Genomic DNA, 21643 nt, shown 5'->3' on the forward strand with positions numbered 1-21643 from the left:
ACAAAACTTCCTTTACAAAAGGGCGTTTCGTCAAATATTTAATCAACACATTATTAAAATACAGCCAAATTTTAATGCCGTCCGAACCCTGTGTTCAGACGGCATCATATTTTTCAGTATCTAAACCGTTTCCCTACCCCAATCTTTACCCCTTAAAATCGAGGCATCGACATCTTGAATATCGCAGTGTCCTGTAAACGCCATAGATATATCCATTTCTTTATACAGGATTTCCAACGCACGGGTTACGCCTTCTTCACCATACGCACCCAAACCATACAGAAACGCCCGGCCTATCATCGTACCTTTCGCGCCCAAAGCCCATGCTTTGAGGATGTCCTGACCGCTGCGGATGCCGCTGTCCATCCAAACTTCGATGTCGCTGCCGACTGCGCTGACGATGTCGGGCAAGGCTTTGATGGCAGACACGGTATCGTCGAGCTGGCGGCCGCCGTGGTTGGAAACAACCAATGCGTCCGCACCGCTTTTCGCTGCTTTTTCCGCGTCTTCGGGTTCCATAATGCCTTTGATAATCAGCTTGCCGCCCCACAAATCTTTAATGCGTGCAACGTCGTCCCAGCTCAGGCGCGGGTCGAATTGTTCGGAAGTCCAAGAAGACAGCGAAGACAAATCGCCGACGTTTTTGGCGTGTCCGACGATATTGCGGAACGTTCGGCGTTCCGTGTTCAGCATTTTCATGCACCATTCGGGCTTGGTCGCCAGATTGATTAAATTGGCGATGGTCGGTTTCGGCGGCGCGGACAGGCCGTTTTTGATGTCTTTGTGGCGTTGACCCAAAACCTGCAAATCGGCGGTCAATACCAACGCCGAACATTTGGCATCTTTCGCGCGCTTAATCAGGTTTTCCATAAACTCGCGGTCGCGCATCACATAAAGCTGAAACCAAAACGGCGCGCTGGTGTTTTCGGCAACGTCTTCAATCGAACAAATGGACATGGTGGACAACGTAAACGGAATACCGAACTTCTCCGCCGCACGCGCCGCCAAAATTTCGCCGTCTGCGTGAGCCATACCGGTAAAGCCCGTCGGCGCAATCGCTACCGGCATTTTCACATCCTGCCCGATCATTTTGGTTTCGAGGCTGCGTCCCTCCATATTGACCAATACCTTTTGTCGGAAGCGGATATCTTTGAAATCCGAAGTATTTTCCCGATAAGTCGTTTCCGTCCACGAACCTGAATCGATGTAATCGTAAAACATACGCGGCATTTTGCGCTTGGCAACGCGGCGCAAGTCTTCGATGCAGGTTATTTTGCTCAAATCACGTTTCATCTTGTTTTTCCCTGTTTGACAGCCTGATGGAATATGCCGTCTGAAACCGCTTGAGCCTTCAGACGGCATTTCAGGCAATACCCAAATAAATCACTAAGATTTAGATAATCTATATCAATATCAAAAATAAATCAAATCGTTTTAAAGCCGCTTGCCGGCAAAACACCCCAACCGCCGCTCCTCAAAAAACATAATCGACTGATTCAAAAAATAAAACAAATAAAGCAAAATCAGACTATACCGCCATTTAAACAAACAATCGGCAACAGATCCCCCATACTTGACTGAAACACTCAGATATTGGACAATTCCGCCCACTATAAAAAAGCGACACGGGCAACCACCACCATGAGACTGACCACCAAAGGGCGTTTCGCCGTTACCGCTATGCTGGATTTGGCGATGAACGCGCAAACCGGCGCCGTCAAACTCAGTGCCATCAGCGAACGCCAAAATATATCCCTCTCCTATCTCGAGCAATTGTTCGGCAAACTCCGCCGCGCCGGACTGGTTGAAAGCCTGCGCGGGCCCGGCGGCGGCTACATCCTCGCCGCCCCTCCCGCACAAATCAACATCGCCCAAATCATTTCCGCCGCCGAAGACCGGCTGGACGCGACCCAATGCGGCAGCAAAGCCAACTGCCACCACGGCGCGCCCTGCCTGACGCACGACCTTTGGGAGAATTTAAACAAAACCATCAACGACTACCTCGGCAGCGTTACCCTGCAAAGCATCATCGAACAGAAAAACAACGGCGACGGCAGCCGCGTCGTCCAATTTACACACATCCATTAAATAACACCCGAAAAAGAAAGAGCAAACCATGACCGTCAAAACCCCCGTTTACCTCGACTACGCCGCCACCACACCCGTTGACAAACGCGTTGCCGAAAAAATGATTCCCTATCTGACCGAAACCTTCGGCAACCCTGCCTCCAACAGCCACGCATTCGGCTGGGAAGCAGAAGAGGCCGTCGAAAAAGCCCGCGCCGACATCGCCGCCCTGATTAATGCCGACCCCAAAGAAATCATCTTCACCAGCGGCGCGACCGAGTCCGACAACCTCGCCATCAAAGGTGCGGCAAACTTCTACAAAACCAAAGGCAAACACCTCATCACTGTCAAAACCGAACACAAAGCCGTGCTCGACACGATGCGCGAACTCGAACGCCAAGGTTTCGAAGTAACCTACCTTGGCGTGCAGGAAAACGGCCTGATTGACTTGGAAGAACTCAAAGCCGCCATCCGCGACGACACCATCCTGATTTCCGTAATGTGGGTAAACAACGAAATCGGCGTGGTGCAAGACATTCCCGCCATCGGCGAAATCTGCCGCGAACGCAAAATCGTCTTCCACGTCGATGCCGCCCAAGCCTGCGGCAAAGTGCCTGTCGATGTCGAAGCCGCCAAAATCGACCTGCTCTCGATGTCCGCGCACAAAGTGTACGGCCCCAAAGGCATCGGCGCGCTGTACGTCCGCCGCAAACCCCGCGTCCGCCTCGAAGCCCAAATGCACGGCGGCGGCCACGAACGCGGCTTCCGCAGCGGCACCCTGCCGACCCACCAAATCGTCGGCATGGGCGAAGCCTTCCGCATCGCCAAAGAAGAACTCGAGCAAGATATGGCGCACTACCGCAAACTGCGCGACATCTTCCTCAAAGGCATTGAAGGTATCGAAGAAGTCTACATCAACGGCGACCTCGAACACCGTGCTCCGAACAACCTGAACGTCAGCTTCAATTTCGTCGAAGGTGAAAGCCTGATTATGGCGGTGAAAGAACTCGCCGTATCCAGCGGCTCCGCCTGCACCTCCGCCTCGCTCGAACCCAGTTACGTCCTGCGCGCATTGGGCAGAAATGACGAATTGGCGCACTCGTCCCTGCGCATCACCTTCGGCCGCATGACCACCGAAGAAGAAGTGCAATTCGCCGCCGAACTGATTAAATCCAAAATCGGCAAACTGCGCGAACTGTCGCCGCTGTGGGAAATGTTCAAAGACGGGATTGATTTGAACTCGATTGAATGGGCGGCGCATTAAGATTGATGTCAAACAAAGGCTGTCTGAGAAAGTGAGTCTAATTTTTGAATACAGTAAAACACTTTTTATAGACAGTCTTGTAAGCTATTTTCATAGAAAGAATACCATGAAAGTTAAAATTATTAATTTGCCAAATGGTTATAAACGTATTATTTATGGAAAATATTTTGAACAATTTGACTTAGATTATAAACAAGATTTAGACGTATTAAAAAAAGATATTGAATTTGCTTTATCTGTTATTGAATACAATCGATCTATATTCAAAAAATTCTCTTCCTTATTTAAGAATAAAAACATTTTTGTTTATCAAGGAGGGCATCATCTTGATATTATTGATCGTGATAAAGGAAGTTTGGAATGGTTAACTATTGAAGATCATTGGACAAAAGATGTTGATGATATCACTGGTTCATGGAAAATGGAGAATTTAGAAATTAGCCGACAAACTCAATATGCAATGCAACTTCTAAAGATTGGTAAAACAAATATTGAGAAAGAAATAAGAAAAATTAAACAAAGGTTCTAAAAAAATGAGTAAATACGGTGGTGAAGACATAATCTATATGAATGATGGTGTATTCAGAAATAAATTAGCCATTCAAGATCCACTTAAATTAGAAAAGGTCGAAAGAGACATTTCTGCTATTTCCGCCCAAAATCTGCTTTTGCAACCCATTACAGGCAATTTCGATTTGGCGCATTTACAGACCATTCATCGCGAACTGTTTGGCAATGTTTATGATTGGGCAGGAGAAATCCGGCGAATTGATATTTCCAAAGGTAATACTCGATTTGCCAATTTTGCTTTTATCGAAAACGAAAGCCGTAAACTTTTGGAGAAGCTGCAAAGCGAAAACTATTTGCGGGGGTTGGATAAAGATAAATTCGCCGAGCGTGTGGCCTATTATTTGGGCGAGTTGAACGTCCTACATCCTTTTCGTGAAGGAAACGGCAGAACATTGCGCCTGTTTATGACACAATTGGCAATGAAAAACGGTTTGCAGATACATTGGCAAAATATCTCTGCCGAACAAATGATTCAAGCCTCTATTCAGGCATACCATGCCGATAGCAGTTTATTGGCACGATTAATTTTAGACAATTTAGAACAATCGTCTTTTTCAGACGACTAAAACATCAACAAACCACGATATTTTAAGCAAGCGTAGGTTGGGTTGGAAACCCAACAAGCCTATTAAAGCACCTGAAACGTTGGGTTTAATAACCCAACCTACCTATAAATAAAAAAGGTCGTCTGAAAACCCTATAAAGACCTTTTCAGACGGTCTAAAAGCCACCACATTAAAATCAAGGATACAACCCATGAACGAACAAGAACTTGACCTCGACAATCTCGACAACCTGCTTGAAGATTTTGACGGCGTTACCGTGGAAGGTGGCGTCGATTCGGAAAACGACGACGGCTGCGAAGGCGGTGCGTGCAAAATCTAACTCAGGCCGTCTGAAAACAGGCAAACAAACCACTTAAATCATCAAAAAACATTAAGGAAACCACATCATGGCATACAGCGATAAAGTAATCGACCACTACGAAAACCCACGCAACGTCGGCACTTTCGACAAGAACGATGAGTCCGTCGGCACCGGCATGGTCGGCGCGCCCGCCTGCGGCGACGTGATGCGCCTGCAAATCAAAGTGAACGATGAAGGCATCATCGAAGATGCGAAATTCAAAACTTACGGCTGCGGTTCCGCCATCGCTTCGTCCAGCCTGATTACCGAGTGGGTCAAAGGCAAAAGCTTGGATGACGCGCTGGCAATCAAAAACAGCGAAATCGCCGAAGAGTTAGAATTGCCGCCAGTAAAAATCCACTGCTCCATTTTGGCGGAAGATGCGGTAAAGGCAGCCGTTGCCGACTACCGCAAACGTCAGGAAAACAGATAAACCCCTTCAGACGGCATCGTCCCGCAATGCCGTCTGAACCGCCCGCCGCTTCGGTTCTTTCCGGGGCGGCTCAACAAGGAAGAAATATGATTACCCTTACCGAGAATGCCGCAAAACACATCAATGACTATCTCGCCAAACGCGGCAAAGGCTTGGGCGTACGCTTGGGCGTGAAAACCAGCGGCTGCTCGGGTATGGCGTACAACCTTGAATTTGTCGATGAAGCGAACGAGGACGACCTGATTTTCGAAGAACACGGCGCGCGCATTTATATCGATCCGAAAAGCTTGGTTTATTTGGACGGCACGCAAGTCGACTACACCAAAGAAGGTTTGCAGGAAGGTTTCAAATTTGAAAACCCGAATGTCAAAGACTCCTGCGGCTGCGGCGAGAGCTTCCACGTTTAAGGCATAAAAATGGCGGGACCGTATCAAAACCGTCCCGCCATTTTTTCGCTTCCTGCCTGTTGTAGCTGCCTTTTCCTTTTCTTTTCCGTTCCACCTTGTGCCGGAACAAATCGGATTTCACTAAGGCTTTTAAAGCATTGTCGCGTATTTTACCTTTATTGTGCTGCACTTTACCGCCCATATTCAGTCCTTTTGTTTAAGAAACAGCAGATTATAAGGCAAAATTGGACTTCTGCCGAACATTTCACATTCATTATCCCGCCATGTCTCAATATTTCACACTCTTCCAACTTGAACCCTCTTTCGATATCGACACCGAAAACTTGGAACAAACCTACCGCGCCTTAGCTGCCCGTTTCCATCCCGATAAATTCGCTTCAGCTTCCGCTTTCGAGCAAAAGCAGGCAGTGATGATGTCTTCCACCATCAACGATGCCTACCGTACCTTGAAAAATCCCATCGACCGCGCCGCGTACCTGTTGAAAACATCGGGTATCGATGCCGATGCGCCGGAACACACCTCTTTCGCCCCCGAATTCCTTATGCAGCAAATGGAATGGCGCGAAACGCTGATGGAGGCACGGACAGGTAACGACCTTGAATCCTTGAAAAATCTCGACAACGAAATCCGTGCCGAACAAGAAAAACTGCTCTGTGACCTGAAACAGTCATTTGCCCGCAACGACTACGACACCGCCGCACAACAAGTCCGCCAAGGCAGGTTTCTCGACAAACTCCGCAACGAAATTTCCTCAGCATTATAATCCGCACCGTGTTTCAGACGGCATACCCGCTTCATACGCCATGCCGTCTGAACATAGCGGCTACCTGTCCACAACAGACAAAAGCCGTGGAGGAACATCCAAAAAATAACATTTTTGCGGGAGGCAATGCCGAACCTCCGCCTGCATCCGTTTTTTAATGACATGCGCCAGCGTTTCGGCATTGCCCCCATTCTATCCTTCGAAACATTACCAATCAGATAAGTCAGGTAATTTTATACCTTTCCCATTCATTGCATTCAATTCCTACATTACAACACTCCACAAATTAGGACAATCATCACCGAAATTAAAACATATCCATTCATTTCGTGTTGAGAGTGATTTTTTTGTTTCCTCAAATTTGGTAAATGATTTGTAAAAGAAATAAAATCTAATTCACTATCTTGCATATAATACACAATCAACCAAAACCATTCCGATTTGCTTAATTCATAAAATGCTTTGTAAAATTCGGATTTATCAAAATATGGGTTTAATTGTATATAGCTTTTGATAGTACGAGAAACTGTTATTGTATCTGTTGGCATATTTGCCTCATACAATTTAATTTCATATTCTCCTTTTCCAACTAAAAAATCAAAAATTTCGTCCTGTGCAATAGCTTTTTGCAGTTTTTCTGTATTATTCATAATGTTTTTGTTATTATTACATCTGTTACTCTAATAGGGTCTACTACCGGCAGAAAAACCCTCTTCTGGCGGTATGCCAAAATCGGCATCAGCTTCGGCAAAGACCGTCCCGAAAGCACACATACCTGCACATCAAACTTTTTCAATCCGCCCATTTTTCCTCCTCGCATTCCCATCCGACAATATACCGTCTTCATCCACCTGTTCCTCCAAATCGAAAAACGCCAATACGTCCCACCAATCACCGTCATCGGCACGATACGCCATCTTCCCCTCCGTCCCGTTTTCCTATGGAAAGGATTATGCCCCAATGCCGTCTGAAATGCCGCCTGTACAAATTTGTGGAAGCCGGACGCTTCCCGCCACATTTTTCCCGTGCCTTTCAGACGGCATATCCGGCCGCCGCACCGTTCCGCGTCAAAATATGCTAAAATAAGCAACAATTTTTTGCCATACGAAACATTGAAACCATGACCGACGCAACCATCCGCCACGACCACAAATTCGCCCTCGAAACCCTGCCCGTCAGCCTTGAAGACGAGATGCGAAAAAGCTATCTCGACTACGCCATGAGCGTGATTGTCGGGCGCGCGCTGCCGGACGTGCGCGACGGTCTCAAACCCGTACACCGCCGCGTGCTTTACGCCATGCACGAGCTGAAAAACAACTGGAACGCCGCCTACAAAAAATCGGCGCGCATCGTCGGCGATGTCATCGGTAAATACCATCCGCACGGCGATTCTGCGGTTTACGACACCATCGTGCGCATGGCGCAAGATTTTTCGATGCGCTACGTCTTAATCGACGGTCAGGGCAACTTCGGCTCGGTTGACGGCGACGGCGCAGCAGCGATGCGTTATACCGAAATCCGCATGGCGAAAATCGCCCACGAAATGCTGGCGGACATCGAAGAAGAAACCGTCAATTTCGGCCCGAACTACGACGGCAGCGAACATGAACCGCTGGTGTTGCCGACCCGCTTTCCCGCGCTGTTGGTCAACGGCTCGTCCGGTATCGCCGTCGGTATGGCGACCAACATTCCGCCGCACAACCTCACCGACACCATCAACGCCTGTCTGCGCCTTTTAGACGAACCTGAAACCGAAATCGACGAATTGATCAACATCCTCCAAGCCCCCGATTTCCCGACCGGCGCAACCATCTACGGCTTGAGCGGCGTGCGCGAAGGCTATAAAACCGGCCGCGGCCGCGTCGTCATGCGCGGTAAAACCCATATCGAACCCATAGGCAAAAACGGCGAACGCGAAGCCATCGTCATCGACGAAATCCCATATCAGGTGAACAAAGCCAAGCTGGTGGAAAAAATCGGCGAACTGGTGCGCGAAAAAACGTTGGAAGGCGTATCCGACCTGCGCGACGAATCCGACAAATCCGGTATGCGCGTCGTTATCGAATTGAAACGCAACGAAAACGCCGAAGTCGTTTTAAACCAACTCTACAAACTCACCCAGCTTCAAGACAGCTTCGGCATCAATATGGTTGCCTTGGTTGACGGTCAGCCGCGCCTGTTGAACCTGAAACAGATTCTGGCGGAATTCCTGCGCCACCGTCGCGAAGTCGTTACCCGCCGCACCCTGTTCCGCCTGAAAAAAGCGCGTCATGAAGGGCATATCGCCGAAGGTAAAGCCGTCGCCCTGTCCAATATCGACGAGATGATTCGCCTCATCAAAGAATCTGCCGACGCACCTGAAGCCAAAGAAAAACTGCTGTCCCGCGCATGGCGCAGCGGTTTGGTGGAAGACATGTTGAGCCGTACCGACCTCGACCTGCGCATGGCGCGCCCCGAAGGTCTGCCCGCCAACCTCGGCTTGCAGGAACAAGGCTATTATCTGAGCGAAATTCAGGCCGACGCCATCCTGCGCATGAGCCTGCGCAACCTGACCGGTCTCGACCAAGAAGAAATCGTCGGCGACTACAAAAACATTATGGCAAAAGTCATCGACTTTTTGGACATTTTGGCGAAACCGGAACGCATCACCCAAATCATCCGCGAAGAATTGGAAGAAACCAAAACCAATTTCGGCGACGAACGCCGCAGCGAAATCAACCCGTTCGGCGGCGACATTGCCGATGAAGACCTGATTCCGCAACGCGAAATGGTCGTTACCCTGACCCACGGCGGCTACATCAAAACCCAGCCGACCACCGACTATCAGGCGCAGCGTCGCGGCGGGCGCGGCAAACAGGCGGCAGCCACCAAAGACGAAGACTTCATCGAAACCCTGTTTGTTGCGAACACGCATGACTATCTGATGTGTTTCACCAACCTCGGCAAGTGCCACTGGATCAAGGTTTACAAGCTGCCCGAAGGCGGACGAAACAGCCGCGGCCGTCCGATTAACAACGTCATCCAGTTGGGAGAAGGCGAAAAAGTCAGTGCCATCCTCGCTGTCCGCGAATTTCCCGAAGACCAATACGTCTTCTTCGCCACCGCACAAGGCATGGTGAAAAAAGTCCAACTTTCCGCCTTTAAAAACGTCCGCGCCCAAGGCATCAAAGCCATCGCGCTCAAAGAAGGCGACTACCTCGTCGGTGCCGCTCAAACCGGCGGCTCAGACGACATCATGCTGTTCTCCAACTTGGGCAAGGCCATCCGTTTCAACGAATACTGGGAAAAATCAGGTAACGACGAAGCGGAAGATGCCGACATCGAAACCGAGATTTCAGACGGCATCGAAGACGAAACCGCCGACAACGAAAACACCCTGCCAAGCGGCAAACACGGTGTGCGTCCGTCCGGTCGCGGCAGCGGCGGCTTACGCGGTATGCGCCTGCCTGCCGACGGCAAAATCGTCAGCCTGATTACTTTCGCCCCCGAAGCCGCTCAAAGCGATTTGCAAGTGCTGACCGCCACTGCCAACGGCTACGGCAAACGTACCCCGATTGCCGATTACAGCCGCAAAAACAAAGGCGGGCAAGGCAATATTGCCATCAACACCGGCGAGCGCAACGGCGATTTGGTCGCCGCAACCTTGGTCGGCGAAACCGATGACCTGATGCTGATTACCAGCGGCGGCGTGCTTATCCGCACCAAAGTCGGACAAATCCGCGAAACCGGCCGCGCAGCAGCAGGCGTGAAACTGATTAACTTGGACGAAGGCGAAACCTTGGTATCGCTGGAACGTGTTGCCGAAGAAGAATCCGAATCCGACCCCTCCGACGCTTCTGTAATTTCCGGTGTAACCGAACCGGAAGCCGGGAACTGAAAATCATCTCCCGATGCCGTCTGAAGATCCAGACGGCATTTATTTTATCCCTCATCCGTCATCCGGCTTCTCACAATATAGCGGATTAACAAAAATCAGGACAAGGCGACGAAGCCGCAGACAGTACAAATAGTACGGAACCGATTCACTTGGTGCTTCAGCACCTTAGAGAATTGTTCTCTTTGAGCTAAGGCGAGGCAATGCCGTACCGGTTTTTGTTAATCCACTATAAAATTTGAAAACAGCTTCCCAACTTTAACTTATCAAAAGCATATTGCATCCTTTTTAAAGATTATAGAAAACAATATATTAATAAAAAATGGACGGTCAAATCCGTTAAAAGCGGCTACGGTGTACACGACATTTATGCCAACTGGCAGCCTTTGGGCAAAAACAATATGAACGTCAACTTTGCCGTCAACAACATCGGCAACAAAAAATACCGTTCGCACAGCCAACGCTTCCCCGACGGCGACGGGCGCGTACCGTTCTACGAACACGGCAGAGAGTTTGTCTTCGGTTTGAACTACCGCTTCTAAGCTGCCGTTTTAAAGAAATGCCGTCTGAAGACCCTTTCAGACGGCATAGGTTGAAAATGCGGCACACCCAAATAAAAAGGGCGGCAAATCGCCGCCCTTCCCTTCAAACCTTCCGCCTATCCCAAACAGCAGACAGGCGGGAAAGTCTTTTACCACTGATAGCCGACAGATGCGGAAGCACCGAAATGGCCGCGCGAATTGCCGGAAGCCGTGCCCTTGATAATCCAATTTCCGCCGTCGGAAATACTGGAGTAGCCGATAGCATAACCTGCTTCGCCGCGATAAGTGCCGCCGCCGATCGCCATCATACTCTTGCCGGGCAAATAGGCCTGAACCAAACCTGCGGTTGCAATCGCTTGGGCGATACCCGCGCGCGCGTTGCCGTCCACATTGTCGATGCGGTTGTTCAAGTCTTGCGCCACGCCTTTGAGTTGTGCAACGTTTGTAACATCCCCCTCTTTAACACCCGGGGCGATATTTGTAATGCGGACGGGTTTGTTGGCATCCTTGCTGCCGACATTCAACGCGCCATCGTCATCCACGCTCAAAGTGGGCGCATCCGCCCCCGTACCAAGCGAAACGCTGGAAAACTGCGGGGTCATCGAAGTGGCGATGCCGATATTTTTACCGTTGCGGGTAATCTCGATGTTGTTGCCGGCATCAATGTTGACGGTTTCATCCATCTTTACCTTGCTCGGCGAAACATTACCGCTGATGACTTTGCCCGAAGAACCTGCAACCGCTTTGGAATCCAAATTCCAACCGCTGTTTTGCAGCTGATCGACGTTGACGGCATCGTCTGGTTTCTGACCCCAGGCAACATTGGTAATGACCGTGCCGCCGATGCCTTTGTCCAAACCGTTGTCTTTCAGGTATTTGTCTTTTGCTTCAACCCGTGCGACTTCTGCTGCGGCTTTTTGAGCGGCTTCGATAACAGCTTGAGGCTGACCTTTCAGCTCTTTGGCAATCTTGTCGGCAGCATCTTTGGCATATTGGTCCTGCTGCTTGGACAATGCGTCTTTCTGATCGGCAGTCAGCGCGGCATCGTCGGAACGTTTCGCAAGCGGCGTATAACGGTCGCCCTTGTTCTCAGGATCCATGCTGGCAGACTGGCGGACTTTCGCCGGATCGACTTTAGGCTGGGTCTTGTCGGCAGTACCGTCGGCTTTGCTGAGATACCAGTTGCCGTCTGCATCTTTAACCACTTTATTGCCGTTTTCATCGACAGCGGAAATCTGGCTTATCGGCAACTCGGCATCTACTCTGATGTAGGTGTTGGTTACGGTCTTACCGTCTTTGTCGACTTCCTCAACCGTTGCCGCTTTAACGACGGTATTGTTGCCGTTGGCAAAGTGTACATTGTCGTCAGGATTCACTTTTTCCGGCTTGCCCGCATCCAGCGCGTATTTGCTGTCGCCGAATGCCGCATCCGCTTTGGCTTTTTCTGCCAATCCGACGTTCCAGCCGGATTTGTTGATTGCATTGGCGACCGTGTTGCCGGTTACAAAGCCCGAGCCGCCATTGTCTGCCGATTTAATATCCGCAGCGGGAATTTCCGTCTTCGTCTTCGGTTTCCCGTTTTCATCGCGCTCATAGTATTTGCCGTCGATGATGACCGCATCGACTTTCGAGCCGTCGTTTTTGGTTATCTCGACTTTGTTGGTAACCTTGCCTTCTTTGGCAGACACGGTAATCACGCGTGTGCCGTCGGCGGCGGTGCTTCCGCGCACCTCGATACCGTTGTCGCCTTTGAAGTCCACTTTGTCGGCGTTCTTCACAACATCGGTATAACCGTTGCCGTCTTTGGTCGATACCACCCAGCCCATATTTTGCAAATCGCCTACGGTTGCGGCGGCGTTTTTGTTGACCGGAGCGGCATTTGCACCTGCCAAATCGATCAGTTTTTCCGTTTTCGACTCTGCCGGCGTACCGTCCGCCTTTTTATCGCCGTTCGGTTTGGTGCTGACTTCGCTTGTATTCAACACCGATGCCACGCCGACAAGTTGGGCCGGTTTGCCGTCTGAAGAGATTTTCAGTGCCGTTGCCGGTTCTTTTCCTGTTTCGTTGTTGCCTGCGTTTACGGCTTTTTCCGTCGTCAGGCTGACCGGTTTTTTGCCGTCTTCATCTTTACCGATTTTCACAGTTGCAAACTCAACGTCGTCTTTGGTCGCATAGGTCACTTTACCGCCCGCATCCTGTTTCACGGTCAGGTTTTTACCCGCAACCATTTCAACGGTTTTTCCCGGGTTGATGACTTCGTCGCCTGTCGATGCGGCATCTTTCTTGCCCTCGGCAGTGGCGGAAGTCTTCAGCGTAAAGCCCGACTCGTTAATGGCTTTTGCCACATTCTGCGCCGTCACGCCTTTATTTTGCTCTTTCGCCAAATCGGCTTCCGCCTTTGCCAATGCGGTTTTTTTCGCCTCATCCGCCGGATTCGCGTCCGCATCGGCTTTCGCCGCCTTCACAGCATCTTCCAATGTTTTCAAATCGGGCGCACTGATTTTGCCGTTTGACGCGGTCAAATCCGCCGTATCCACATCCACCTTCACCCGGCTTTCCGCGCCGTCGGTTTCGATGCTGACCGTCGTACCTTTGCCGTTTACAAAGTTTACGGTGTCATACGCCCTGACAAAATCAACCTCGCTTCCGTTGCCCTTCAAGTTCCAACCGCTGTTTAACACGTCGCCCACGGTGGCGGCGTTGTTCGCATTCACATTGCCGTCCGCCGTGCCGATTTTCGGGGCGGATTGCGATTTACTTGCCGGTTTGCCGGTCGGATCGGCGGCATCCGCCGTGTTGCGGGTTTCAGGGAGGTTTGATTTGACATTCGACAAGGTGGTCGGAGATGTCGTGCCTTTCGCGCCGTTGACCGAAACGATTACGTCGTCTGCCGGCACTTCGTCTCCCGTACCGTCGGCATTCGGATAAAACTTGGTTTCCGTCGTGCCGTCATTTTTAGTTACGGTTTTCGGATAGACTTTTGTTCCGTCTTTCTTGGTATATTCCACCGGTTTGACCGAATTGTTCGTCGCAAGCTGGTGATCCACGCCCACTGTAATGGTGCGGACATTGCCCTCTGTTTTACCGGAAACGATAACGCCCGACGCACCTACGAATTTCACTTCTTCGGCATTTTTTACCTGCGCGTTGTAAGCCTCAGCGAGATTGTCTGTTTTCTTATCGGCAGAAAGCACCCAGCCCATACCGCGCAAGTCGCCCACAGTGGCGGCGGTATTGTCGCCGACCGCCGGAGTGCCTGTAGTCGGTTTGCTTAAATCAACCAAGCCTGTTTTTGGCGTATCTTTGTTGTCAACTTGCGGATAAGTCGCTAAACCGCTAGTTACGCCTGTAATACTCACCGGTTGAGCCGCACCACCTGCCGCATCGGATTTGCTTAAGTTCAAACCGTTTGCGGTCGGCGCGATATTGACGGTGTTGCCGCCTTGAACCAGTTTCAATCCTTCAAACTCGGGCGTTTCCACAGTGGCAAAGGTAAATTTGCCGCCTTCGCGTTTGACGCGCAGGTTTTTGCCCGCTGTCAGCGTCAACGCGTCGCCCGCGCCCATCGCCTCACCATTGTCGTTGGTGGTTTTATCCGTATCGCCGACAGTGGCGGTCTGGTCGTTGTCCGCCTTCGCATACCATTTCGCGCTGTTGACGGCATTGGCGACGCTTTCCACCGTGGCGAGCTTGCCTCCGTCGCCGTCTTTGGCTTTAAGCTGCCCTTTTTTCTTGCCGTCTGCATCGGCAGTTACGGCTTCGGTTTTGCCCGTTACGGCTGTAACTTTGCCGCCGTCCACTTTGATGGTCGTGCCGTCGGCTTTGACATCATATTTCACGCTGACGGTATCGGGGTTGCCGTCCTTGCCTTGCGTAACTTCCACATTGGCAACCGTGCCGTTGCCGTTTTCGTAATTGACGGCATCGCCCGGATTGATTAATTGGGTTTTGTTTGTGTCGGTTGCCGCCACGCCGTCGATTTTGGTCGCATTGGTTTTCCATCCCGACTGATTGATGGCGTTTGCCACATCGCCGGTTTTTGCCACTTTGTCCCCTGCTTTAGGGTCGGTGTCTGCCTGATTGTTTGTACCGACGACAACCTTGCCGCCCGCCGTCGTGATGCTGCCGGCGTCGTTTTTGGCGGTAATGGTAACGACTGCGCCTTTGCCGCCTTCTTTTTCGGTAACGGTAACATCCGTCGTCGCCTTATTGCCGCTGACAAAGTCCACGGTATCGTAGGTGCGGACGAAATCGACGTTTTCGACATTGCCGCCCGCCTGTTTCGCGCCCCGGATGTTCCAGCCGCTGTTTAACACGTCGCCTACGGTTGCCGCGTTACTATTATTAAGCGTTGTCGGTTTGTCTGCTTCAGTTGTCGGCGCGGTCGTACCGGTTTTCGCGCCGTCAAGGTTGCCGGCTACGCTGGTAATCGCATTGCCGCCGTTGTCTAAGCCGTTTTCGGTCAGACTAACATTCGGTTTTTGCTCACCGCCGGTCGTCGGCGCAGCGGGCGTAATGGTAATGCCGTCTGAACTGATTTTCACCGTCGGTTTGCCGTCGGCTTTGAACTCGGCGGAGGTCAGGTTAATTAATTCCGGATTCAAGCTGTAAGTTACTTTACCGTCCGCTTCCTGTTTCACGGTTAAGTTTTTACCTGCAACCATTTCAACGGTTTTGCCCGGTTTGATAACTTCGCTGCCTGTCGATTTGTCATCTTTCTTACCGTCGGCAGCAGCGGAAGTCTTCAGCGTAAAGCCGGAATTGTTAATCATATCCGCAACGTTTTTAGCCGTGGCAACGCCTTTGTCATCCAAAGCCTTATTTAATGCCGTTTCGGCATCTTTGACTTTTTTCTCAGCCTCTTTCTTCTGTTCATCTGTCGCATTTTTAGGCAATGCGGCCAACTCGTCTTTTGCAACTTTTAATGCGTCTTGAAGTTTGGAATCAGTTGAGGGCGCAATCACAGAACCGTCGGCGCTTGAAACCAGCTTGGCAGTTTTAACATCAGGCACTTCCACATCAACGGTAATGGTGCGTACGCCGTTCTCGGTTTTACCCGATACTTTGGCTGCGTTTTTGCCGACGAATTTCACTTCGTCTGCATTTTTTACCACATCTAAATATGCACCTTTTGCACCCGTCGTTTCATCTGACGAAACTTTCCAGCCCATATTCGCCAAATCGCGCACGGTGGCGGCAGAGTTTAAAACATTGTCTGCCAATGCCGTCTGATTATGTGCCGTACCCAAATTAACCAATTTTGGTTGGGTTGTCGGTGCGGTGCCGTCCGGCGCGCTTGTAACCGTTGTCGTATTCAACACCGAACCCACGCCTGTAATTTGCGTCGGTTTCGCATCCTTACCCGTGCCGCTGCTGATATTCAACGCGGTCGTCGGGGCTTTTCCTGTCTGATTATTATCGGCAGTTGTTGCCGCTTCGGTTGTTAAGCTGACCGGTTTTTTACCCGTTGCAGCATCATCCTTACCCACTTTTACCGTAGTAAATTCAACATTATCTTTTGTCGAGAATGTGAATTTACTTCCATTTTGAGCAATCTTGATGTTTTTATCCGCTTCAAATGTAACGGTTTCGCCTGGTTTCACAAGTTGCGCTGCTTCGCCTGACACCTCTCCATTTTCAGTTTTAGCAGCAATGGCATTCCAACCCGCCTTGTTGATGGCTTCAGTGACATTTTCTACCGTCGCAATCTGTTTGCCCGCATCAGCTTTTGCTTTATTTGCAGCTTCAAGTTTTGTTTGTGCCGCTTGCTGTGCAGTAGCATCCCCGGCCTCGGTCGCTTCAGCCAATTCCTTGGTCGCTTCTGCAATCGCTTTATCTAATGCAGTTGTTGCCTTACCCGTTGATTCCGTTGCAATATCGCCCGTATTTACTTTCACGCCATCTGTACCAACGGTAATTGTGCTATCCGCTGGTTTTACAGAAATAGTATTGTTTGCCGTATCTTTCTGTAAACCATTGCCAACGTTCACGTCGTATTTGACGTTTACGTTGCCAGTTTCTTTGCCTGCCTTGTCAGTATCTTTAGTCACAGTTACGGTTGTGCCACTACCATCCAAGAAATTCACTTGCTCGCTTGGATTGATGGTGTCAACTTCAGTTTTGTTATTTCCTGCAACTTTCCAACCGCTTGCTTTTAATTGGCTTACGTTTACAGCATCGTTGTCATCGCTACCGTTAGCGACGTTGGTAATTTTGGTCGGGCTTGTGCCATCTGCTCCAGTGACTTTTAAATTATCACCATCGTTGGTGATTTTCGGACCGTTGTTGCCGAATTGGACGCTGGTAAATTCAGGCGTGTCGGTGGTGGCAAATTCAAAGTTGTTGGCGGTATGGCTGACCGTCAGGTTTTTGCCTGCTTTGAAGGTAACCGTGTCGCCGGCTTTCACATTGTCTGCTACATCCGTTGTTACACCATTACCTGAAGCCGCCGCTTTCCAATAGGCATCATTAATCGCACTTGCTACAGTTTCTGCTGTTGCAAATGTATTGCCTGTTCCTTCTGCTTTAACCTTACCTGCATTAGCTGTATCGGCTTTGATTGTCGTGGTGTTTACACTGTATTTCACTGTCGAGGTTTGACCATCCTTGCTTTCAACAGACGCAGTTGTACCATCACCGTCCACAAAATCCACAGTATCGTAGGCTTTTACAAAGTCAACCGCTGTGCCCTTGCCTTTCAAGTTCCAACCTGCATTTAATACGTCACCCACGGTAGCGGCATTGTTTGGATTGACATAATCTGTGCCTTTCATATTCGTTGTATTTGGCACTGCTTGAGTTTTCGTGGCATTACTTGGCGCAGCTGCTGTATTTGCAGTGTCGCTATTTTTAGTAGCAGGAAGATTAGATTTCACATTAGAAATCGCATTGCCGCCGTTGTTCAAGCCGTTTTCGGTCAACGAAACCGGATTCTTACCTGTAGTTGCCGGAGTAATGGTTACACCGCTGTTGGTCAGTTTGGTGGTCGGCGCATTTGTGCCTGTGCCTTTAAACTCTGCCGATGTCAACCCTCTTAAAATCGGATTGAGCGAGTAGGTAAAGTTCGTACCTGCCTGTTTGATTATCAGGTTGTCGCCCGCTTTAAAGGTTACGCTGCCGCCCGCGCTGATTTTTTCGGTAGTTTGGGTATGACCGGACGTTGCGAAGCTGCCGCCGTCGGTGTCGGACGTAATGCTCCACGCGGCATTGTTGACGGCATTTGCCACCGCATCAACTGTTGCCAGTTTGCCTTTATCTGCTTTAACAGGACGCACTTGACCCGCTTTTTCATCAGTACCTTTATTAGTATCTGTAACCGTTTCGGTCGAGCCTGTCACCGCCTTCACTTTGCCATCATTGCCGACAGTGATTGTTGTACCGTCGGTATCAACCGCAACTTTGTTGTTATCAGCCGCATCAATTTTGAGGCCTTTACCCGTATTAACCTTAATACCGTCTGCACCAACAGTCACACCATCGCCTGCTTTGGCTTTGATTTTGTTGGTCGTAGCATCTTTTTCTAAACCATCACCAAGGTTTACACTGTATTTGATTGTGCTGGTTTTATTGTCTGTATTTTCAACAGATACACTTGTGCCGTCGCCGTCGATAAAGTTAACGGTATCATAGGCGGCAACAAAATCTTTTGCCGCGCCTTTTTCTTGGATGTTCCAGCCGCTGTTTAACACGTCGCCCACAGTTGCCGCGTTGGTTTCGGTCAGGGCGTTCGGTTTCGTTGCCGAAGTTGTCGGCGCGTCCGTACCGCTTTTCGCGCCGTTAAGGTTGCCCGCCACGTGGGTAATCGCATTGCCGCCGTTGTTCAAGCCGTTTTCAGTCAGACTAACATTCGGTTTTTGCTTACCGCCGGTCGTCGGCGCAGCGGGCGTAATGGTAATGCCGTCTGAACTGATGTTCACCGTCGGTTTGCCGTCGGCTTTAAACTCTGCGCTGGTCAGGTTGGTTAATACAGGGTTCAGGCTGTAGGCAAAATCGGCTTTTTTGACTTTCTTTTTAACTGTTTTGGTTTTGTCAAAATCATCCTGAACTTCAATTTCAACTTCGGTTTCATCACGGTCTAACTTCAAGTTGTTGCCGACTTGGAGTTGGACTTTATCTTGCGAACGGATTGCGGTTTCATAAGCCTTATCCGCGGAATCTGTATTTGCTTTTTTAGATGTGAATACACCCGAAGAATCAGCTACCACATTACCGCTTGTGTTAAAACCTGCTGCAATTTTTTTGGTGATGGAGTTTAACTGGGAGCCGTTGATGGCATCGGTAGAATCTTCCGCCACGCGACCGGCCGCCACGTTTTTTAATTGACGTTCTGCGCCGGAGCTACCGAAAGACACCACGTCGCCTTCAGAGGTGTTAGTGCCGCCCGCCCATTTAAATGTATAAGCAATATCCTTTGAGTCATCGGAAACAATATTGCCTTCGCTGTCGTAGTTCACACTTAATTGGCGTGTTCCCAACAGTTCGGTTGTAGAACCCGTACCGATTGCCACCGCATTTTGAAGGGTTGCATGCGCCCCTGTACCCAATGCCAAAGAACCGATAACATCGGCACGCGCACTTGTACCGATGGCTGTTGCCAAATTACCTTTGGCTAAAGAATGCACCCCTAGAGAAGTAGAAGCATGACCGTTTTTATTTTCAGCCTTGCTAAAGTCAAGACTGGATACGTCCATAGCGTGCCCGGTCAGCTCTTGAAAGGCTGCTGCAACGGTACCTGTTGTCGTCTTAGTCGCCGCGAAAGTATAATGGCGGGTAACATCTTTACCATTAATTTTCTCAACTACATCTTTTGCAATTACACCACCTTCTTCATTTACGCCAATGGCTTTTTCAAAAGTTGTGGATTGTTTAGAGGCCGATTCAACATTCGCCCCGCCAATCATAATAGAGGAATCGCCTTGCGCATTAGTGCCCAAGCCGATTGCCAATGCACCTTCTTTACCGGTTGCCTTAGCTTTATAACCGATTGCCACATCGCCTTCTTTTGCCAAAGAAGCCGTACCTGCCGCTACTGCATACTTACCATCGGCAAAAGATCCCATACCAATTGCTACCGCTGCTTCTGCATTAGCTTGAACTTGTGAACCTGCACCAATGGCTGTTGCACCAAATGCACCTTTACGCACCAAAGCATTCGTACCAAGTGCTGTTCCCAATGGTGTGCTTGAGTGAGCTTGTGCCCCTAATACTACTGATCCATCTTGTGCATAAGTCGCTTTAAATGTGGTATCTAACCTGGTACCAACAAGATCATTATAAGTCGCACTAATTGTTTTATCAGATATTTCTGCATCTTGATTATGGTCTATTGTGTCTGTAACAGCAAAATTTTCTTTGGTTGATTTGTAATATTTTTTATTTGCAAATTGAGTAATATCATTTCCACCTAAAGCAACAGCACCATGACCTGCAATAGTTTGGGCGCCTATTGCCACAGATTGGTCCCCTATAGCACGTGCATTACGACCTAAGGCTGTGCCTTCATTAATATTTACATTTGTGTATCCGTTAGTACCACCTGCTATTTTTTGATAATCTGCAACATTTTTAACACCAAACGCTTTTTTCAGCACTTCATCATTATTATCAACATCTGTAGCATTCTGCACAGGCATACCATTATTATCTAACTTTCTAAATCCTGCTCCGGCACCGGCCCCTACTGCAACAGAAGAGTTTACAGAGCGTCCATCAGTTTGATTTACCCCTGTATAAGCACCAGTACCAATAGCTACACCGCCTGCATCATTACCATTAAGATTTTTCCCAGCATTGTTAGTTCCCGACATAGCACCATAACCAATGGCAATACTATGACCTTGACCTTGATCTCGAGTTTCAGCTTCTTTACCGAAAGCAATATCATTAGCTTTATTTGCTTTACTGGAGTTACCAAAAGCCATTGCAAAATTAGCACCGGTATTTGTTTTACTGCCATATCCTATGGCATAACTATCGTCACCTAGCGCGTTCGATCCAGCTCCCAATGCTACAGATGAAGGACCACTTGCTATTGTGTTATAACCTAAAGCAAGACTATTATTATGCCTTGCAGCAGAGTTATACCCTATAGAAATAGATCTAGGATAACTTGCATTGCTTCCCCATCCAATGGCATAACTATTCTCGCCTGTAGCTTTCGCTTTATTTCCCAATGCCACAGATTGCTTACCACTTGCTTCAGCATCCTTACCGATAGCTACAGCAGTATCGGATGTTGCTTTTGAGTCTTTACCAACAGCAATAGAGTCGCTACCTGTTGCAGTAGCCATCCCTTTTGTTGAATTAATCTGAATCAACCCATTTGCAGCAGTCTCAGCAGCCGCATAAGCCGCACTACCGCTTAATAGCGACAAGGCGATGGCTGAAGATTTAATAAGGTTCGCTGAAGAGCCGGACACACTTTTTTTGGCACTCGATGAGCTTTGTTTTTTGTGTGCTTTGGTTAATTCGGATACTGCCACCCAAGATTGGGTTGCCTGGCTGTAAATGACACGGAAAATTTTGTTCATTGATTCTCTCTGCTTGCAATACGCCGCCCGCGCTTTTGACGTTTCCGGCCGCCGGACGGCAAACGGCCATACACAATTATTGACAATCCCATTGTATTGCGAAAGTCAGTCTAGGAGAATCAATCTAATTGTCAACATTCCCTTATGATCAAAGGGATTACACTTTTTTACGCAAATTCGGGGGGGGGGGGGGATTTTTGAATGTTTTTGAGGAAAATTTACTTTGGGACAATAAAAAAAAAAAAGCCGTTTCGAATCTGTGCAACAGGGCTTGGCGGGCTGAAAGG

15 protein-coding genes and 2 pseudogenes are annotated in these 21643 nt (G+C 49.3%); 11 read left to right on the plus strand and 6 right to left on the minus strand.

The window, feature by feature from the left end; all coding sequences use genetic code 11:
- Positions 1 to 120: 120 nt before the first annotated feature.
- Positions 121 to 1293 carry an alpha-hydroxy acid oxidase gene (locus DBY86_RS04160; RefSeq protein WP_107819023.1) on the minus strand — a complete coding sequence of 391 codons (1173 nt, stop codon included), beginning with the start codon at positions 1291 to 1293 and terminating at the stop codon, positions 121 to 123.
- Positions 1294 to 1641: 348 nt separating this feature from the next.
- Here DBY86_RS04160 and iscR point away from each other — a divergent pair, with 348 nt between their 5' ends.
- The 7 genes from iscR to iscA all read left to right on the plus strand — a co-directional run bounded on the left by iscR (position 1642) and on the right by iscA (position 5647).
- The gene (gene iscR, locus DBY86_RS04170) at positions 1642 to 2088 is read left to right on the plus strand and encodes a Fe-S cluster assembly transcriptional regulator IscR (protein WP_003688879.1); all 447 of its coding nucleotides are present in this window, start codon (positions 1642 to 1644) and stop codon (positions 2086 to 2088) included.
- Between the two features lie 28 nt (positions 2089 to 2116).
- Positions 2117 to 3331 carry an IscS subfamily cysteine desulfurase gene (locus DBY86_RS04175; protein ID WP_107819025.1) on the plus strand — a complete coding sequence of 405 codons (1215 nt, stop codon included), beginning with the start codon at positions 2117 to 2119 and terminating at the stop codon, positions 3329 to 3331.
- A 106-nt stretch (positions 3332 to 3437) separates the two neighbouring features.
- The gene (locus DBY86_RS13610; RefSeq protein WP_234403382.1) at positions 3438 to 3860 is read left to right on the plus strand and encodes a hypothetical protein; all 423 of its coding nucleotides are present in this window, start codon (positions 3438 to 3440) and stop codon (positions 3858 to 3860) included.
- A gap of 4 nt (positions 3861 to 3864) precedes the next feature.
- Positions 3865 to 4467: a Fic/DOC family protein gene (locus DBY86_RS04185; protein ID WP_192882192.1), complete on the plus strand. Its 603-nt coding sequence runs from the start codon at positions 3865 to 3867 to the stop codon at positions 4465 to 4467.
- A 190-nt stretch (positions 4468 to 4657) separates the two neighbouring features.
- On the plus strand, positions 4658 to 4786 hold the full coding sequence (locus DBY86_RS13905) for a hypothetical protein (protein ID WP_003712319.1): 129 nt from the start codon (positions 4658 to 4660) through the stop codon (positions 4784 to 4786).
- Positions 4787 to 4853: 67 nt separating this feature from the next.
- A complete protein-coding gene (iscU, locus tag DBY86_RS04190; protein ID WP_002213175.1) occupies positions 4854 to 5240 on the plus strand; it encodes a Fe-S cluster assembly scaffold IscU in 387 nt (128 codons plus the stop codon).
- Between the two features lie 86 nt (positions 5241 to 5326).
- Positions 5327 to 5647, plus strand: a complete 321-nt coding sequence (gene iscA, locus DBY86_RS04195) for an iron-sulfur cluster assembly protein IscA (RefSeq protein ID WP_107819026.1) — start codon at positions 5327 to 5329, stop codon at positions 5645 to 5647.
- Here iscA and DBY86_RS04200 read toward each other — a convergent pair.
- Entirely contained in the window at positions 5607 to 5828 is a 222-nt protein-coding gene (locus DBY86_RS04200; RefSeq protein ID WP_003751095.1) for an alternative ribosome-rescue factor A, read from the minus strand. The genes iscA and DBY86_RS04200 overlap by 41 nt on opposite strands.
- Before the next feature lie 82 nt (positions 5829 to 5910).
- Between DBY86_RS04200 and hscB the strand changes: the two genes are divergently transcribed.
- Positions 5911 to 6411 (plus strand): Fe-S protein assembly co-chaperone HscB, encoded by a 501-nt coding sequence (gene hscB, locus DBY86_RS04205; RefSeq protein ID WP_107819027.1) that lies wholly within the window; start codon positions 5911 to 5913, stop codon positions 6409 to 6411.
- Between the two features lie 269 nt (positions 6412 to 6680).
- Here the strand turns inward: hscB and DBY86_RS04210 are convergent, their stop codons facing one another.
- Together DBY86_RS04210 and DBY86_RS13910 are read right to left on the minus strand one after the other, a co-directional pair.
- Positions 6681 to 7061, minus strand: coding sequence for a hypothetical protein (locus DBY86_RS04210; RefSeq protein ID WP_107819028.1), 381 nt, complete (start codon positions 7059 to 7061; stop codon positions 6681 to 6683).
- A gap of 132 nt (positions 7062 to 7193) precedes the next feature.
- Positions 7194 to 7328, minus strand: a complete 135-nt coding sequence (locus DBY86_RS13910) for a hypothetical protein (protein ID WP_300906311.1) — start codon at positions 7326 to 7328, stop codon at positions 7194 to 7196.
- A gap of 35 nt (positions 7329 to 7363) precedes the next feature.
- Here DBY86_RS13910 and DBY86_RS13915 point away from each other — a divergent pair, with 35 nt between their 5' ends.
- The 3 genes and pseudogenes from DBY86_RS13915 to DBY86_RS04225 form a co-directional block, all read left to right on the plus strand.
- A complete protein-coding gene (locus DBY86_RS13915; protein ID WP_300906312.1) occupies positions 7364 to 7492 on the plus strand; it encodes a hypothetical protein in 129 nt (42 codons plus the stop codon).
- Between the two features lie 39 nt (positions 7493 to 7531).
- Positions 7532 to 10288, plus strand: coding sequence for a DNA gyrase subunit A (gene gyrA, locus DBY86_RS04215; RefSeq protein WP_107819029.1), 2757 nt, complete (start codon positions 7532 to 7534; stop codon positions 10286 to 10288).
- Positions 10289 to 10611: 323 nt separating this feature from the next.
- Positions 10612 to 10827, plus strand: a pseudogene (locus DBY86_RS04225) (TonB-dependent receptor); the annotation flags it as partial.
- A gap of 149 nt (positions 10828 to 10976) precedes the next feature.
- Here the strand turns inward: DBY86_RS04225 and DBY86_RS13615 are convergent.
- Entirely contained in the window at positions 10977 to 11927 is a 951-nt protein-coding gene (locus DBY86_RS13615; RefSeq protein WP_300906319.1) for a YadA family autotransporter adhesin, read from the minus strand.
- A 591-nt stretch (positions 11928 to 12518) separates the two neighbouring features.
- Positions 12519 to 21356: pseudogene (locus tag DBY86_RS04230) on the minus strand (ESPR-type extended signal peptide-containing protein); the annotation flags it as partial.
- Positions 21357 to 21643: the final 287 nt, after the last annotated feature.

This window comes from Neisseria bergeri (assembly GCA_003044455.1).
Taxonomy (GTDB): Bacteria; Pseudomonadota; Gammaproteobacteria; order Burkholderiales; family Neisseriaceae; genus Neisseria; species Neisseria bergeri.

Excerpts from the sequence above, each read along its gene's own strand:
- DBY86_RS04185 (WP_192882192.1), top strand. The coding sequence starts at position 3,865 with ATGAGTAAATACGGTGGTGAAGACATAATCTATATGAATGATGGTGTA.
- DBY86_RS13905 (WP_003712319.1), top strand. The coding sequence starts at position 4,658 with ATGAACGAACAAGAACTTGACCTCGACAATCTCGACAACCTGCTTGAA.
- DBY86_RS04175 (WP_107819025.1), top strand. The coding sequence starts at position 2,117 with ATGACCGTCAAAACCCCCGTTTACCTCGACTACGCCGCCACCACACCC.
- DBY86_RS04210 (WP_107819028.1), bottom strand. The coding sequence starts at position 7,061 with ATGAATAATACAGAAAAACTGCAAAAAGCTATTGCACAGGACGAAATT.
- DBY86_RS13915 (WP_300906312.1), top strand. The coding sequence starts at position 7,364 with ATGCCCCAATGCCGTCTGAAATGCCGCCTGTACAAATTTGTGGAAGCC.
- iscA (WP_107819026.1), top strand. The coding sequence starts at position 5,327 with ATGATTACCCTTACCGAGAATGCCGCAAAACACATCAATGACTATCTC.
- DBY86_RS13615 (WP_300906319.1), bottom strand. The coding sequence starts at position 11,927 with ATGGATCCTGAGAACAAGGGCGACCGTTATACGCCGCTTGCGAAACGT.
- DBY86_RS13910 (WP_300906311.1), bottom strand. The coding sequence starts at position 7,328 with ATGGCGTATCGTGCCGATGACGGTGATTGGTGGGACGTATTGGCGTTT.
- iscU (WP_002213175.1), top strand. The coding sequence starts at position 4,854 with ATGGCATACAGCGATAAAGTAATCGACCACTACGAAAACCCACGCAAC.
- iscR (WP_003688879.1), top strand. The coding sequence starts at position 1,642 with ATGAGACTGACCACCAAAGGGCGTTTCGCCGTTACCGCTATGCTGGAT.
- hscB (WP_107819027.1), top strand. The coding sequence starts at position 5,911 with ATGTCTCAATATTTCACACTCTTCCAACTTGAACCCTCTTTCGATATC.
- DBY86_RS04160 (WP_107819023.1), bottom strand. The coding sequence starts at position 1,293 with ATGAAACGTGATTTGAGCAAAATAACCTGCATCGAAGACTTGCGCCGC.
- DBY86_RS13610 (WP_234403382.1), top strand. The coding sequence starts at position 3,438 with ATGAAAGTTAAAATTATTAATTTGCCAAATGGTTATAAACGTATTATT.
- gyrA (WP_107819029.1), top strand. The coding sequence starts at position 7,532 with ATGACCGACGCAACCATCCGCCACGACCACAAATTCGCCCTCGAAACC.
- DBY86_RS04200 (WP_003751095.1), bottom strand. The coding sequence starts at position 5,828 with ATGGGCGGTAAAGTGCAGCACAATAAAGGTAAAATACGCGACAATGCT.